Origin of the sequence: Paenibacillus sp. FSL L8-0435, from assembly GCF_037965655.1 — a bacterium.
In the GTDB taxonomy this organism is placed as follows: Bacteria; Bacillota; Bacilli; order Paenibacillales; family Paenibacillaceae; genus Paenibacillus.
The window spans coordinates 1,731,035-1,745,826 of the sequence record NZ_CP150185.1; the positions used below are offsets into that span (position 1 = coordinate 1,731,035).

Genomic DNA, 14,792 nt, shown 5'->3' on the forward strand with positions numbered 1-14,792 from the left:
ATATGTAGTACAATAAGGAAGTTGTGTAAAATTCCATATAATAGGAAGGCGGAGAGATCGCTATAAGGAGAGTATGAAAATACATACAACGCACGTGAAGTAAGGGGTGAGAATCACCCATAGGTTCAATGTGCAATATTAAGATGAAGACTCATCTCAGAAAAACAAAACTGGCTAAGGAAGTGTTACGAAATGGAACCACATATTCAAGAGCAAAAGGCAGATTACCGTCCACTAGGCGTCTCGGGATTGGGTGGTTGGCTTATTCTCATCCAGATTGGATTATTTCTAACGGTAATACTGCTTGTAGTGCAATTATTTCAACAGATAATACCCACATTCACAACGGAGACTTGGGAAATGCTAACCTCCAAACAATCGGACTACTATCACCCGTTATGGGGTCCGGTACTTATTTTTGAGATGGTGTACAATACGCTGTTTTTATTATTCAGCGTCTACACAATTTTTGCGTTTTATAGCAAGAAGGCAATATTACCCCGTCTGATGATCATCTTCTATGGTCTCAGTCTAGCTGTTGGTATCATTGATTACCTATTATTACTCCAGATTCCGTTAGCAAAAGAATTGGAAGATGGAAGCTCGATCAGAGAAATTGCTAAATCTGTAATCACTTGTGCCATCTGGATTCCTTATTTTATCAAATCAGAGCGAGTTCATAACACATTTGTGAGATAAATGGTAAGCAGGAAATACCCGATCTTGGATAGAAGCTATCTGAGGTCGGGTTTATTTTATATATGCCGGGCTGTCATACAGTGTAAAGGATATTGTTCATTATAGAAGTGAAAAGGAGGAGAGATCTTGAAAATTTATCTCGTAAGGCATGGGATGGATGAGGGAGGGTATCGAGGCGGATGGAGCGATCGTGGACTTACGGAGCAGGGAATCAATCAATCCAGGAAATTGGGAGAGCATTTGCATCATCATGCTGAGGAGTACAACATACATACGATTATTAGCAGTGATCTGCCTCGTGCAGTGCAGACTACACGGGAAATGGAGAAGAGATTAAACATGCAGGCTAGCCTAATGAAAGATTGGCGGGAGATGAATAACGGAGATTTGGCAGGCATGCTCCATAAGGATGCTGAGGAGCATTACCCAGGGATTTATTTCAATACTCTTGAGATGGACTCCCCGTTTCCGGGAGGAGAAAGCCCAAGGGATTTTTATAGCCGGATAAGTACAGCTTTCGAGAGTCTATTCAGGGGTTTAGAGGAGAAAACAGTAGAGTCCAATGTTCTATTAATTACTCACGGCGGAGTGATTAATATTCTGTATTATCTGCTTGAGAAGAAGGAATGGAGCAATAAGTCCAGCTTCTATCCCATGGACAACACCAGTGTACATACCGTTGAAAAGGGAAGGCATGGTTGGAAACTTAGCAGCGTAAATGTGTTAAGTCATCTAGATTAGTTGTTTTTCCATGTTAAAGAGAAGATGGAGGCGATGACATGAGTGATAAACCCATTGAACTGCTACAACGTTTGAAGTCTTTATCCGGCCCATTTCCAACGTGGGATATGGGGCAGTTACCGGATCGGCCCGGGAAGCTATTTTTGGAGTGGTTGAGATTGGCGGTTGAGAATGAAGTGAAAGAACCTCATGCCATGACGATTTCAACCGTGGATCAAGACAGTTATCCTGATGCGAGAGTATTGATTTTGAAAAACGTAATCGACGAAACGTTTTATTTTGCCTCCAGTTCGGAGAGTCGCAAAGGGCAGCAGTTGAAGGAGAATCCTCATGTCGCTCTGACATTCTACTGGCCTTCCCTTGGAAGACAGATTCGGATAAGGGGAATTGCCGAGGATCGGGGAGATGAAGCGGGCGCTGATGATTTCCGCAAACGTTCAGCTGGAGCAAGAGCAGTTGCTATGACAGGGCATCAGAGTGAGGTTTTGGATAGCGAGGAATTACTGAATAGTTCCATTAAAGCTCAGAAAGAAAAGATAAGACGTGACCCTAGTGTTGTTACACCTCATTGGCGTTTATATGCCGTGAATGCACAAGAGGTGGAGTTTTGGCAGGGAGATTCGGAGCGCAAGCATGTACGAGTTCAATATGTAAAGCAAGATGGGCAGCAGTGGAAGACACTCAAATTGTGGCCTTGATTTTACAACAGATGAGCTAGGTAATACGGACCGAACCGCTGTGTGTTTCTTTTTCCTAACAATCTGAGGGAGGATAAATCTATGAAAACGATTGAAAACTTCTTCGAACCATTTCCGATATTAGAAACCGAACGAACGCTGCTCCGACCGCTTAGCTATGATGATCTGGAGGATATGTACAGTTACTGCGTTGTACCTGCTGTATCGGAGTTCACCACTTGGGATGCGCATCAGAGCAAAGAAGACACCAAAGCTTTTTTAGATTTTGTCATGAGTCGTTATGAGACGGATCTAATAGGTCCATGGGGGATTGAAGATAAACACACTAAAAGATTGATTGGTAGTTGTAACTATCTAGGGTGTGACAGCGATAACAGGAGAGTTGAACTGGGATATGTGTTATCTGATCAATTTTGGAATAAAGGCTACATGACCGAAGTAGTGAAACGAATCATCCAATTTGGATTTGACGAAGTGGGGCTCGAGCGAATCCAGGCCAGATGTTTGGTGAAAAACACAGGTTCCGCCAAGGTCATGGAGAAGGCAGGCATGCAATTTGAAGGTATGCTAAGGAAATACATGAAGGTAAAAAATGAGCTTCAAGATCTGAAGATGTATGCTATCGTAAAAGAAGACTTCTATACTCGTGTTAAATAAAGAACGTGTTATTGAAAAGTCGTGTGTCATTTATCATGCTGGCGAGCCATGGATTTTCCTATAATCCTGAATTTATCAGTGATACACAATAAAAGCAGAAGTAAGAAAGAGCTTGAATATCTGCTTCAAAAGGTCAAGGTATCGTATTTTATATTGTCTAATTCATAATTCAATAATTATATGCCAAGCTTTGGCCCATTCCTGATCGTTGGGGAAATGGGTTTATGTTGTTTTTAACAACCAACGTACATAATGTCATATCGTCAACCTGGTGCCATCCGCTATAATCTTCAAGTTATCCAAACGTGGATTGAATGAAGGAACCAGGAGGTACAACGAATTGATAGCCAAAAACAGATATAAATCACTCGAACTGGAGACACCCGGCGTATATGAGCTGGAAGGGCTTGAGGTGGGAGTGACATCGAACTGCAACTATAAATGCGACTATTGCTGCGCCTACAATCGGGATGATGGAGCGTGCATCAATAGTCAGGAAGTCATCCGTATTATTCGTGAGCTTCCTCGTCTCAAGCGAGTGCGATTGTCCGGGGGTGAAGTCACTCTGAAATATCAGGATTGCCTGGAGATTGTGACGTACTGTGCAGCACATGGCATTGATACACAATTGAACAGTAATGCCAGCCTGCTGAATGAAGAACGAATCATCGCGTTGCGTGATGCAGGCTTGTCTAACATTCATATCTCGTTCAATTATACGGATGCGGAGTCGTATGCTGCGTACTACCGTGTGCATCCTCGCATGTATGAGAGACTGGAGCAGAATATTCGTTTGTGTACGGAAGCTGGTCTGGAGACGGTGCTGGAAACGTTACTATTTGAAGGTAATCAAGCGAACATGCAGGCCATTAGCGATAAGGTGTATGATCTGGGTGTGCGCATCCATGAGATCCAGAACAGCATTAAGATGCCACATACGGATTGGAGCCAGATTGTATCCAGAGAGTCGCTTATTCGATCTGTAACGGAGCTGATTGAACATAAGAAGCCGGATACAACGCTCTATTTTACCTGTATGGATCGGTTTGCTGAACAGTTGAATTTGCGCGAACAACCTGGGGTGTATTTCTCTAATTGTGTGGATGGCACGAAACAGCTGCACTTGCACGGCAACGGGGATATTCTCATCTGTGAGTTATGCCATCCTGTCGTGATTGGTAACATCTATAATGGAACGTCGTTGAAGGATATCTATTCGCAGCAGCCCCCGGCGTTAATGGAATTTTTGGAAAAGCGGCCTTGTCCCGCATACGATGCTCTTTTTGCAGACGCATAACAGGAAGACCTGATGAAGATATGTGATATGAATGTTGAACGAGATATGTACACGATATTAGTGGCCTTAGGATTGTATAGATTATAAATCAAGGTGATCTGGTTTCCTCAATGGGAAAACGGATCACCTTTTTTATTGAACTATTCATTTACACAATAACGGAGAGGACAGAAAAAACCTGAAAAAGCGAAGCGTTCGCCTGAAAGCTTTCTGAAAGAAAGCTGCATCGGAAGCCTACGCTATCCCCGGATTTTCCCCTTTAGAAAAGGGAATCAAAAAAATCTGGGGGTAACAGCGATTGGAAGGTTGTTCTGTCATCGTAGTGTCAGTGTAATAATCTTTAGTCCAATTCGTGTGGTTTCAGATTCATTTAAGTTATCCGGCCTAATATGGCCTTAAGAACTTAGATGAAGAGGTGAGCTTCACATGATGAAGATCTATGAGAAACCAACCCGGAAAAACCCACATAAAAGACCGATCTCCCTAAGAAAGCGCCGATGGCTCATCATCACACTTGTCATCGTGCTTGCGGTAGGTGGAATCCTGTACAGCCTGGCTGACCGTTACCTGATCCGGCATGTGCAGGTGGTTGTAGCAGATGAGAACACGGCGATGGCATCAACGGACAACACCAATGATTCCAGCAGTACTTCGACGATCCCGACGGAAGTGAATGCAACATCGGATGATTGGAATTACTCGAGTGATGATATGAAGGTCAGTATTGAAAAGGTACAGACCGGTTCTGGCTCGGATCAGATTACGTATTATGTCGCCGATGTTCAGCTGACGGATGCAAGCAGCCTGCGAACTGCGCTGGCGGACAATAGTTTTGGAACGAACATTACCGAAAATACGTCAGAGATTGCCTCAGCCAACAATGCGATCTTTGCCATTAATGGTGACTATTACGGATTCCGTGATGATGGTGTCATTATCCGAAATGGAACGTTGTATCGGGACAGCCCAACGCGGGATGCGCTTGCCCTGTTCAACAATGGAACGATGAAAACATATAACGAGAACGAGATTTCTTCCTCGGAACTGCTGGCCGAAGGTGCAACCAATACACTATCCTTTGGACCGATTCTGATTCAGGATGGCGAGATCGTCAGTGATTTTAGCAGTGTGAAAATCGATAACAACTTCGGTAACCGCTCCATCCAGGATACAAATCCAAGAACAGCGATCGGCATGATTGCTCCGAATCATTACGTCTTTGTGGTGGTGGACGGACGGCAGGATGACAGCCGTGGCATGACCTTGGCAGAACTGGCCGATGTCATGAAAGGTCTTGGAGCAACCGAAGCCTACAACTTGGACGGAGGCGGTTCATCCACGATGTATTTTATGGGCAGAGTTGTCAATAACCCGCTGGGGCGTAACCAGGAACGTGGTGTAAGTGACATTTTATATCTGACGGAGGGACAAGGATCATGACGATATTAATTCCATCATACGAACCGGATGTACGTTTACTGAATCTCGTTCTGCAACTGCAAACATTTAAACTTGGACCCATTGTGATTGTGGATGATGGCAGTGGCCCAGGGTACCGTGGGATTTTTGAAACGGCAGAAGCCTATGGCTGTACGGTCCTGACACATCCCGTCAATCTGGGTAAGGGCAGGGCGTTGAAGACGGGTTTTCAATATATTAAGGAGTACGGACCTCAGGGCGGTGTAGTGTGCGGAGATAGTGACGGGCAGCATCTGCCACACGATATTAAGCGTATCTTCGAAGTGCTTCTCGCACAAACGTCACCGGGAATTGTACTTGGCAGCCGTCGCTTCAGCGGGAAAATCCCAGCACGCAGCCGTTTTGGCAACACAGTCACCCGGGCAGTTTTTTCGCTCACGACAGGTACCCAAGTATATGACACGCAGACGGGTCTTCGAGGTTTTCCTTACTCCATGCTGGACTGGCTGAACCAGATTCCGGGGGACCGGTTTGAATACGAGATGAACATGCTGTTAACGGCACACAAGGAAGGGTATGAGATTACGGAGGAGTTTATTGATACGGTGTATCTGGATCACAATGAGTCCTCCCATTTCCGGCCGCTGATGGATTCGTTCCGGATCTATATGCCAATCCTGATGTTCAGCACATCTTCGGTGCTGTCCGCTCTGATTGATTTTGGATTGCTGTTCATTATCCAGTATTTCACGCATAATCTGTTTCTGTCGGTTGTTGCAGCAAGGCTGTGCAGCTCCATCTTCAACTATACGATTAATCGGAAGTACGTATTCTCCACAGGACGAACCTCTAAGGTTCGCCAGTCTTTGCCCAAATACTTCTCACTTGTTCTACTGGTGCTGCTATTAAACTACGGTTTACTGTATTTTTATAATGAAAAACTGATTATCCCACTGCTCGCAGCCAAGCTGTTGACCGAGGTGTCCATCTTCCTGTTCAGCTATTGGGCACAGCGCAGATTTGTCTATTAACACAGAGAGAGTGGGCATATAGGTTGCTCTCTTTTTTCAATCCAAACCGTTTCAAAAGAATATCCTGCGCTTTTTGGTTAACAAAAAAGGTCGAGAACAGGGGTAAGCATACCCTTGCTCTCGGCCTTTTAAACTCATAGGAGAACGAGCGTTACATCAGCTTCTTAATCTCATCCTTGAGGATTTCGGACTGGGTGCCGAAGATGACCTGCACAGCTCCACCACCGAGCCTCATGACACCGGAAGCGCCAAGCTGTTTGAGCGCCCGATCGTTGACGGCTTTGTCGTCCCTGACAACTAGTCGGAGGCGAGTGATGCAGGCGTCAATGCTCTCGATATTATCTGTTCCCCCGATCTCGGCGAGCACTTTGCCAGCCTTGGTGTCGGCAGACGCAGCCACGGCTGAAGTATTAGTGGGGGGATCGGCATCATAAGCGTCATCCTCGCGCCCCGGCGTTTTCAGGTTGAACTTGATAATCATGAACCGGAACAGGAAATAATAGACGACCGCAAATGCGAGTCCAACCGGGATCATGAGCAGCGGATTGGTCGACAGCTTCATGTTCACGAGGTAATCGATCAGACCTGCCGAGAAGGCGAAGCCCAGCTTAACATTCAGCAGGTACATGATCAGGGCCGCCGCACCGGTAAGAATAGCGTGCACCACATACAGCAGAGGAGCCGCGAACATGAAGGAGAATTCGAGCGGCTCGGTAATACCCGTTAAGAACGAAGCCACCGCTGCGCCGATAAAGATCGAAGCGACCATTTTACGCTTTTCAGGCCGGGCTGTATGAATCAAGGCTAGCGCCGCCGCCGGAAGAGCGAACATCATAATCGGGAAGAAGCCAGACATGAACATGCCTGCTGTAGGATCTCCGTTGAAGAAGCGGGTCAGGTCGCCGTGCACGACTTCCCCGGCTGCATTGGTATAATCTCCGATCTGGAACCAGGCGATGGAGTTGAGGACATGATGCAGACCGAGCGGGATGAGCAGGCGGTTGGCGATCATAAACACCATGGAGCCAATGCCGCCAAAACCTACAATCCAGGCGCCAAAAGCGCCGATGGCATCCTGAATCGGGCTCCAGACCATGCCGAACAGGATGGCCAACACCAGCATGGAGCCGGCGGTGACCATCGGCACAAAGCGTTTGCCGGAGAAGAAGCCGAGCCAGTCAGGAAGCTTGATATTATGGTATTTTTTATACATATAGGCTGCAAGCAGTCCGGCAAATATACCGCCCAATACGCCCATATCCAGCTTGACATCGTCAGGAATGTAACCGAATACACCTGGAACGGCTCCCAGAATCCGCGTCAGCACCATATAAGCGATCAGGGCGGAAAGCGCGGCGACCGCATCCCCCGCCAGTCCGATTGCCACCCCAATGGCAAAGATGAGCGCAAGGTTGCCGAAGATCGCCCCCGCTCCTTCATTCAGGAATGGAACTACATACTGATTAAGGAATCCCCCGATCACGGGACCGAGCGGAATGTCCTTTTCATAATTTAGAAGACCGAGGCCTTGAAGAATACCTGCCGCAGGCAGGGTTGCTACAGGAAGCATCAGGGATTTTCCCAGCTTTTGCAGTGATTTCAGCATATTGTTCTTCCTTTCTTTTTTTGATTTAGCTTATTTGGACAAGCTGACTTTCATGATAGTTCCCATGCCTGCTTCTACGCTGCCATACTCTGGGTGCGACTCCCACGGTTGTTCAGCCGCATTTGCAACGATGACAGGGGTGATGACCGGATAACCGGCCGAAGCGATCGCATTCAGGTCAAATTCAATTAGAGTCTGACCGATAGTGACCTGATCCCCGGTCTGCACTTGGGGTGTGAAGCCCTGTCCTTTCAGGCTGACAGTATTCATACCGATATGCAGCAGCAGCTGCAGCCCGGAAGCATGTTCAATCATTACGGCATGGTGCGATTTGATCAGGTGTACCACAGTGCCGTCGATAGGGGCGACCAGCCTGCCTTCCTGGGGAATCATTGCGACGCCCGGTCCCATAAGTCCTTGTGCGAACGCTTCGTCAGGCACTTCTTCCAAACTGACGCAGGTTCCGGTTAATGGGGAGGCGACGGATATTGTTTCAGATGTTTTGGCAGATTTGTTGTTTTTCCATTTCCAGATCATTGTGTGTTGTCCTTTCTGTTGTTGGTTTTGGCATGGGTTTGAAAAAGCCGGTATAAATGCATTGCGAGAAAAGCCGTTTCTTCCTCAGGCACTTCTGTACCCAAATCCTCGGCCATTACAGCGCTCAGTTTTCTAGCTAGCTGGTATTCGGACGTATATTCATTTTTCACATATTGTGCGAAGGTGGGGGCCGTCATCGGCTGCTGATACAGGCGTTCCATGGAGAAGCGCAGGTGTATCATGAGTCTTGCCTGGCTAAGGCTTCCCTGATCAAAGCGAACGCCACCCTCCTCTTCAATAATGGACTGAAGCTTGCTGATCACATTAGATACCTTAACCAACTGTCCGACAGGGACGTGATTTACGGAGGAGTACACATGGTATGTCAGGAATCCCGCCTCATCCTCCGGTATATCTACGCCAAAAGCCTCTCCGATCATGGCCGCCGCTTCCGAGGCGATTTCGAATTCTTTCGGAAAACTGAGCTTTGTCTCCGTAAGGAAAGGATTCAGAATCTCCATCCCGTTGCGGATACGATATAAGGTGAACTGAATATGACTCGGAAGAGCAAGATAGATCTTGTCATTCAGCTTGCCGGGAAACTGATCAGCGATGAGACGGATAATTCGGTCAGAGATGTCGATGACATGGGGGTCCAAATCCCTCATCAGCTCCTGAGCCTGCCCCCATTCCTCCCGGTCTTCCAGCCGGAACCTTTTCTCAATCCGCGGATCATCGGACTGCACGGTGCTTTCCACTTTGAACGCAAATCCCAACCCTTTGCCAATCAGTACATACTCCTTGCTATTCTGGTGCGACCGGGCCAGAACAATATTGCTGCCGACGACCCGCTCCACCTGCAGAATCATTCCTTTACTCACGGTTCACCGCCTCCTCGTTTCTAAAGTTAACGCTTACATGCCTCCGGAACGCAAAAAGAGCCAAGAAGCGAGTATAGTCTCATGTTCGCTTCTTGGCTCATGCCCTCTGGGGTGGTAACACGCCAATTCATTTTATGTTTTTATCAGAACGTTCTTCCTACATAATATATAAGCTGATCTGCCAACGTCAACCATAATTTTGTCATCCCACTGTTCGTCGTTTAATATAGGGAATGTGTAAACGAAAAGGTACCTGTCATAGATGGAGCCAAATCTAACATGAATAGGAGTATGCCTATGTATCTTCGAAGTGTGGAACTCATGTCGGCCAAGATCGAGAATCGGGATCAATATCCTTTTGACATCCCCGCGATCCGATCCTTGGAACGATTGGAGCTCACGAATAACGTTACTTTTTTTGTAGGTGAAAATGGTTCAGGGAAATCTACGCTGCTGGAAGGCATCGCTCATCAATGTGGATTCAATACCGCAGGGGGTGGCAGGAATAATACCTATGAGACACATGCTTCGGAATCCTCGCTCGGGAATTATCTCAGGCTGGCCTGGTTGCCCAAAATAACGAATGGTTTCTTCATGCGCTCTGAATCGTTCTATCAATTCGCATCACATGTCGATGAGATGCCGGCGTCGCTTCAATACTATGGCGGGCGTTCACTACATGAACAATCACATGGGGAGTCTTTTCTCAGTCTGTTCGTCAACCGCTTCAGTTCCAAAGGCATCTATCTGCTCGACGAGCCCGAAGCCGCATTGTCCCCAGGAAGGCAGCTCTCTTTATTGCGTATCCTTCATGATCTGTCAGGTACTTCGCAATTCATTATCGCGACGCATTCACCGATTTTGCTGGGATATCCGGGGGCAGAGATTTTAAGTTTTGACGATAACCATATTCAAGAGGTAGTCTATGAGGATACCGATCACTACCAGATTACCCGCAGCTTTCTGGAGAACCGCGACCGGATGCTGAATGAATTATTTAAAGATTAAATGAGATTGTGATACCAAGAGTAAAACTACATTTTGTATGAGGAGAGATAGGATGAAAGTAGGATTCATAATCATTGATATGCAAGAGAGTATTGTGCGAAAAAAGATGGACCAGACTTCGATAGACGATGCTTGCGAGTACATTAACCATGTAGCTAACGTACTGCGCTTGAATGATCATGTGGTCGTTCACGTGCAGGATGTGGAGGGTATGGAGGAGGCACCACCGGAAGAATATCGTATTATTCCCGAGGTGGATGTGAATGAGAAGGATATCATAGTTACCAAGGAAGCTTCCAATGCTTTCTGGCAAACTGATCTGGAGCAGGTGTTGAAGAGTCACGGAATTGAATTGGTGATTATTGCCGGGTTTGCCGCAGAGGAATGTGTTCTATTCACCTACAACGGTGCGATGGAGCGAGGTTTACTGCCGGTCATGTTGCAAAACGGAATTCTCAGCACTCATCATGAAGCGGTGACTTCTACGTACAGAGATCGCAATGTGATCTCATATCCTGTGGTTGATTATCTATATAAGTTCAACTAAAGAGGTTTACACTGAGCACTCAAATGACAGAACAACCTTCCGATCGCTGTTATCCCCAGATTTTTTTGATTCCCTTTTTAAAGGGGAAATCCGGTGATAGCGTATGCTTCCGATGCAGCTTTCTTTCAGAAAGCTTTCAGGCGAACGCTCCGCTTCTTCAGGTTATTTCTGTCCTCTCTGTTTTGTGTAAAAAGTTTAGTTGAACCTATATAATTCAATAATCATTAGCTAAGTGCTAATGGATACTTGGTGAAAAATAAAGACAAGACCAATAATCGGACTCTGTAGGGAGTCTTTTTTTTGCACAAATGTACACTTCCACTACGACAGTTAAGATTACTCCATGGTTTAAACCAAACTTTGCCTATATCTGCTGTGGTTGAAAGGATATATTGAGAACAGGGCACAGCAAACTCGTTGTGGACATCGGTAAGGTTATGTATTGATCACTAGCCAACTCTTTGACTAAGGGAGATGTGCAATGAAGATGAATGTGCAAATTACGAGTATTTTCGCAGAACAAAAGGAATTGTTTCTCAACCTGTACAACTTGTATTTATATGATCTGTCTGAATTTTCTGGCGAGGATCTACTCGAAGAGGGGGAATATGATCCAACGAACACCTATCTATATCTGGAACGCGATGAATTACATCCATTTTTGATTCAGTATGAAGGAAAGGTTATTGGATTCGTACTGGTGTGCTCACCTCCATATGTGCCGGAAGGTGTGGATTATACCGTGCAAGAGCTGTTCCTGGTCAAAAAGTATCGCGGACAGGGGCTGGCAGCACAAGCGGTTGACTTGGTTTTTGCTCAATTTGAGGGTAAATTCAAAGTGGAACAGCTTGCTAATAATGCAGCAGCAGTTTCATTCTGGAAAAAATATTATGAGCAGCATCAGATTGAATATACTGAGTCTGAATATAACATTGAGATTGACAACATCGCTGGCAGCCACCGAATTTTGTCCCAGACTTTTGTGCGTGGGAAAGAGATAGATCCTATTTAAAATAGAAGGTGATTAGTTTGATTATTATCATAGCAACCAAGGGAAGTTTGAAGTGGGTTTCGGGTGTATTTCAGGCAGAAGATTTAGCTAGACAGTACATGGATCTAATACCTGATGAGCTTAAGGCATTCCAGGAATTCATTCAGATAGAGAACATCACATATCCATTTTATATTATAGAGCGTCAGGATTCTCCATTTAGGTTTCTTGGTAAAGATGAGATGATTTCACTTTTTGATAAAACAGATGTATCAGAGGACGAAGATGAGGTACACTTCAATATCTACACGGTGGATTCAGATTATAGACCAAAGAACCCTGGAACAGATTATATGGGAACACTGAGGCATGATCATGTGACCAATGAATCTATAGAGATGTACCGAGAAGAAGGAACAGCGTTTCTGAGTAGACGAAGGATTTTATGAATGTAAGGAAGTTTTTATCACGGTCCTATTTTACTTCTCCTGATTTGGGAGGTAGATAGGATCTTTTTCAATTTCCATTTACCAATACATGGGTTATGATGAATTAAGAGGGTCTATGGGAGTGACGTGTAGGGGAAGTACGCAGGAATGCCAAAGCATCATTTTGTTATCGAAAACAAAGAGCGAGTAAACGGGAATATTCATACTTCCTACTCATGGGATTCAAAAGGGAGAATACATCGAAGTGGATTAACCACAGAGAATCATGCGACCTTGGAAGACGAATTCATTGCGTACATCTATGATTCCCTTTGCTGGTTGGATACATGGAATCCATCTACCTGTATGAGATGTAGTGGACTGAACAACTATGGAATAACCGTTATTGAAGAGCAGGATGCTTTGTTGAAGTTTCATCAACTGATTCGAGCCTGGATGGATCTATTCAGCCATGCGACGGATCCGATCGTTCTTACAGGGAATTACAGCATTGCTGGAGGCGAACAGAAGGGCTACTACGAGAAACTCGTATACAACAAAGTCGAATTAATCAACGAATTAAACAAGCTTGCGAACATGGCAAAGTACGCTGAGGTAAATGAGAAATGTATTGTGCATTTCGGGATATGAAATTTAACTCTTTTAAGACCAATTGACTAAAGAAAGGAGTTTTTATATTGCCTTGGCCTATGGTACATTTTGCAATTGCATCCGCGTTGATATCCGAGCCATCCCCTGAATTGTTACTGGGAAGCCTCGCTCCTGATTCCATCCACGTAAGAACTAATCTTCGTACTGAGAAGGCAAAAACCCACCTCATGCCAGAGGCAGGAAGGTTCGCAACAGACGAAGAACTTAAAGAATTTTTTGAGTCCAACAAGAAGTTAGCTTATAGGGATCCCAAATTCATGCAATATCTGTGCGGATACATCGCCCATATCTATACGGATCGCGTGTGGACTTTCGATATTTATCCTGAATATGAAGTCCACCCCAATGGAAGAAGCGTGTATACACAGGATGTCACGAAGCTGGAGTTTATGATTCTACGGAATTGGAACGAGGCCCATGAATGGTTAAATGAGCTGAACGTGGGAAAAGCATTTGGTTTAGGTGGATTGCTGGAATCTGAGGTGTATCAGTATAGGGAGGAGAAACTTGAGTTTTTAGCTAACTCTGACTACGAACCTTTGGGCGACTTAAATATTTTATCCATGGAAGCTATGGAAGAGTTCATACATAAAACTGCGTTAGCGCTAAAAGAATTGTATACAAAATGGAATGTGTATGAAGATTTACGCAGCACTGTGTAAGCAAGGGAGGGATTTACCTGAAGGTATACAGGAAACAAGTACGCAAAATTGTAGTGAATGATACACTGTTCCTGTACGTTGTGGATGAGCAAGCTTACGATATCGTCATTCGGGTTTATTCGAATGCGCTTAAATCTACATTTGTAGAGTTCGATGTTGCTTGGGAAGATACATGGGATATATTTGTCTATGAACCAAAACTGATAGCCAACCTTATTCAATATGCTATAAAACAAGAGTGGGACTACCAAGAGAAGAATAACAAAATGAAATTTAACAATGCGACCAGCATTGTAAGAATTCTAATGGCAGAGAAACAAACACGATCATAAGGAACTTGAACACAAATTGAAAGCAGGTCTACTGCTCTACAACTCAAATTAGAAGATATATGTACTGAAAGGCATAATTTCCAGTTAATCTTGCATCATAGAATCACATAAAGGAGGAAGGACATGGACATCGTTATGACGCTTGAACCGCACGGATGGCTGGATATCCTGGTTAAACCTAATCAAGGAGAACAGATAGAGATTCCGGTTTCTTTTTTGTCGGATGGGGTTGAGGAGATAACACGTCAATTCGTTGCATTGCACAAGGGAGCCACAGAGGTAACCATGACCATGCAGACCGAACCTGGAGAATATCGTTTCTGGATCAAGAAACGTTCACAGGTAATCGTTCAATTTATGGTGTATGAGATGAGTGATAACTTTAGCACGGAAGCCGTTACAGAGGGCCGTTTACTTATGTCCGAGGAGTTAACCTTGGTCAAGTTGACTAAGCTGTTCTACAGAGAGCTAAGCAAATTGAAGGAAATGGGACTGGAGGAATATCACAAACGGTGGAGTTTTGATTTCCCTCTGGATGCCTATGAGCGGATAGGAAGGGTCGTCCAGATCCGATGAAATCGAGTGT

At 45.1% G+C, this 14,792-nt stretch carries 18 protein-coding genes; 15 read left to right on the forward strand and 3 right to left on the reverse strand.

The genetic code is table 11. The features are described 5' to 3' along the window. Positions 1-192 precede the first annotated feature (192 nt). From NST33_RS07845 to NST33_RS07875, 7 genes are all read left to right on the forward strand, one after another. Positions 193-699, forward strand: a complete 507-nt coding sequence (locus NST33_RS07845) for a DUF2569 domain-containing protein (protein ID WP_221822669.1) — start codon at positions 193-195, stop codon at positions 697-699. Positions 700-825: 126 nt separating this feature from the next. Continuing rightward, entirely contained in the window at positions 826-1,440 is a 615-nt protein-coding gene (locus NST33_RS07850) for a histidine phosphatase family protein (RefSeq protein WP_221822670.1), read from the forward strand. A 38-nt stretch (positions 1,441-1,478) separates the two neighbouring features. Next, positions 1,479-2,138, forward strand: a complete 660-nt coding sequence (locus tag NST33_RS07855) for a pyridoxal 5'-phosphate synthase (RefSeq protein ID WP_221822671.1) — start codon at positions 1,479-1,481, stop codon at positions 2,136-2,138. 81 nt (positions 2,139-2,219) lie between these two features. Continuing rightward, the gene (locus tag NST33_RS07860; protein WP_221822672.1) at positions 2,220-2,795 is read left to right on the forward strand and encodes a GNAT family protein; all 576 of its coding nucleotides are present in this window, start codon (positions 2,220-2,222) and stop codon (positions 2,793-2,795) included. A gap of 340 nt (positions 2,796-3,135) precedes the next feature. Beyond that, entirely contained in the window at positions 3,136-4,092 is a 957-nt protein-coding gene (locus NST33_RS07865) for a radical SAM protein (RefSeq protein ID WP_221822673.1), read from the forward strand. 426 nt (positions 4,093-4,518) lie between these two features. Beyond that, a complete protein-coding gene (locus NST33_RS07870) occupies positions 4,519-5,532 on the forward strand; it encodes a phosphodiester glycosidase family protein (protein ID WP_221822674.1) in 1,014 nt (337 codons plus the stop codon). Beyond that, positions 5,529-6,542 carry a bifunctional glycosyltransferase family 2/GtrA family protein gene (locus NST33_RS07875; protein WP_221822675.1) on the forward strand — a complete coding sequence of 338 codons (1,014 nt, stop codon included), beginning with the start codon at positions 5,529-5,531 and terminating at the stop codon, positions 6,540-6,542. The genes NST33_RS07870 and NST33_RS07875 overlap by 4 nt, the downstream gene beginning before the upstream one ends. Positions 6,543-6,693: 151 nt before the next feature. Here NST33_RS07875 and NST33_RS07880 read toward each other — a convergent pair whose 3' ends face one another. From NST33_RS07880 to NST33_RS07890, 3 genes are read right to left on the reverse strand one after another with little or no spacing between them, the layout of a single operon-like run. Next, the gene (locus tag NST33_RS07880) at positions 6,694-8,148 is read right to left on the reverse strand and encodes a PTS transporter subunit EIIC (protein WP_221822676.1); all 1,455 of its coding nucleotides are present in this window, start codon (positions 8,146-8,148) and stop codon (positions 6,694-6,696) included. Between the two features lie 30 nt (positions 8,149-8,178). Continuing rightward, positions 8,179-8,685 carry a PTS glucose transporter subunit IIA gene (locus tag NST33_RS07885; protein WP_221822677.1) on the reverse strand — a complete coding sequence of 169 codons (507 nt, stop codon included), beginning with the start codon at positions 8,683-8,685 and terminating at the stop codon, positions 8,179-8,181. Then, complete coding sequence (locus tag NST33_RS07890; RefSeq protein WP_339307485.1) at positions 8,682-9,566, reverse strand: PRD domain-containing protein; 885 nt, start codon at positions 9,564-9,566, stop codon at positions 8,682-8,684. Before NST33_RS07890 ends, NST33_RS07885 begins: the two co-directional genes overlap by 4 nt. Positions 9,567-9,863: 297 nt before the next feature. Here NST33_RS07890 and NST33_RS07895 point away from each other — a divergent pair, with 297 nt between their 5' ends. From NST33_RS07895 to NST33_RS07930, 8 genes are all read left to right on the forward strand, one after another. Further along, a complete protein-coding gene (locus NST33_RS07895; RefSeq protein ID WP_221822678.1) occupies positions 9,864-10,574 on the forward strand; it encodes an AAA family ATPase in 711 nt (236 codons plus the stop codon). Between the two features lie 52 nt (positions 10,575-10,626). Continuing rightward, complete coding sequence (locus NST33_RS07900; protein WP_221822679.1) at positions 10,627-11,121, forward strand: isochorismatase family protein; 495 nt, start codon at positions 10,627-10,629, stop codon at positions 11,119-11,121. Positions 11,122-11,602: 481 nt separating this feature from the next. Next, positions 11,603-12,133: a GNAT family N-acetyltransferase gene (locus NST33_RS07905; RefSeq protein ID WP_260632876.1), complete on the forward strand. Its 531-nt coding sequence runs from the start codon at positions 11,603-11,605 to the stop codon at positions 12,131-12,133. A gap of 17 nt (positions 12,134-12,150) precedes the next feature. Beyond that, entirely contained in the window at positions 12,151-12,561 is a 411-nt protein-coding gene (locus tag NST33_RS07910) for a hypothetical protein (RefSeq protein ID WP_221822680.1), read from the forward strand. A 147-nt stretch (positions 12,562-12,708) separates the two neighbouring features. After that, positions 12,709-13,191: a hypothetical protein gene (locus NST33_RS07915; RefSeq protein ID WP_221822681.1), complete on the forward strand. Its 483-nt coding sequence runs from the start codon at positions 12,709-12,711 to the stop codon at positions 13,189-13,191. A 59-nt stretch (positions 13,192-13,250) separates the two neighbouring features. Further along, on the forward strand, positions 13,251-13,874 hold the full coding sequence (locus NST33_RS07920; RefSeq protein ID WP_339307488.1) for a hypothetical protein: 624 nt from the start codon (positions 13,251-13,253) through the stop codon (positions 13,872-13,874). 80 nt (positions 13,875-13,954) lie between these two features. Then, complete coding sequence (locus NST33_RS07925; protein ID WP_339307490.1) at positions 13,955-14,206, forward strand: hypothetical protein; 252 nt, start codon at positions 13,955-13,957, stop codon at positions 14,204-14,206. Positions 14,207-14,329: 123 nt separating this feature from the next. Beyond that, positions 14,330-14,782 carry a hypothetical protein gene (locus tag NST33_RS07930; protein WP_221822692.1) on the forward strand — a complete coding sequence of 151 codons (453 nt, stop codon included), beginning with the start codon at positions 14,330-14,332 and terminating at the stop codon, positions 14,780-14,782. The last annotated feature ends 10 nt before the right edge of the window (positions 14,783-14,792 follow it).

What these genes read in the sequence shown, in the direction of transcription:
- NST33_RS07855 (WP_221822671.1), top strand. Translation starts at nt 1,479, where the DNA reads ATGAGTGATAAACCCATTGAACTGCTACAACGTTTGAAGTCTTTATCC.
- NST33_RS07900 (WP_221822679.1), top strand. Translation starts at nt 10,627, where the DNA reads ATGAAAGTAGGATTCATAATCATTGATATGCAAGAGAGTATTGTGCGA.
- NST33_RS07875 (WP_221822675.1), top strand. Translation starts at nt 5,529, where the DNA reads ATGACGATATTAATTCCATCATACGAACCGGATGTACGTTTACTGAAT.
- NST33_RS07915 (WP_221822681.1), top strand. Translation starts at nt 12,709, where the DNA reads ATGCCAAAGCATCATTTTGTTATCGAAAACAAAGAGCGAGTAAACGGG.
- NST33_RS07930 (WP_221822692.1), top strand. Translation starts at nt 14,330, where the DNA reads ATGGACATCGTTATGACGCTTGAACCGCACGGATGGCTGGATATCCTG.
- NST33_RS07870 (WP_221822674.1), top strand. Translation starts at nt 4,519, where the DNA reads ATGATGAAGATCTATGAGAAACCAACCCGGAAAAACCCACATAAAAGA.
- NST33_RS07845 (WP_221822669.1), top strand. Translation starts at nt 193, where the DNA reads ATGGAACCACATATTCAAGAGCAAAAGGCAGATTACCGTCCACTAGGC.
- NST33_RS07860 (WP_221822672.1), top strand. Translation starts at nt 2,220, where the DNA reads ATGAAAACGATTGAAAACTTCTTCGAACCATTTCCGATATTAGAAACC.
- NST33_RS07895 (WP_221822678.1), top strand. Translation starts at nt 9,864, where the DNA reads ATGTATCTTCGAAGTGTGGAACTCATGTCGGCCAAGATCGAGAATCGG.
- NST33_RS07880 (WP_221822676.1), bottom strand. Translation starts at nt 8,148, where the DNA reads ATGCTGAAATCACTGCAAAAGCTGGGAAAATCCCTGATGCTTCCTGTA.
- NST33_RS07885 (WP_221822677.1), bottom strand. Translation starts at nt 8,685, where the DNA reads ATGATCTGGAAATGGAAAAACAACAAATCTGCCAAAACATCTGAAACA.
- NST33_RS07920 (WP_339307488.1), top strand. Translation starts at nt 13,251, where the DNA reads ATGGTACATTTTGCAATTGCATCCGCGTTGATATCCGAGCCATCCCCT.
- NST33_RS07905 (WP_260632876.1), top strand. Translation starts at nt 11,603, where the DNA reads ATGAAGATGAATGTGCAAATTACGAGTATTTTCGCAGAACAAAAGGAA.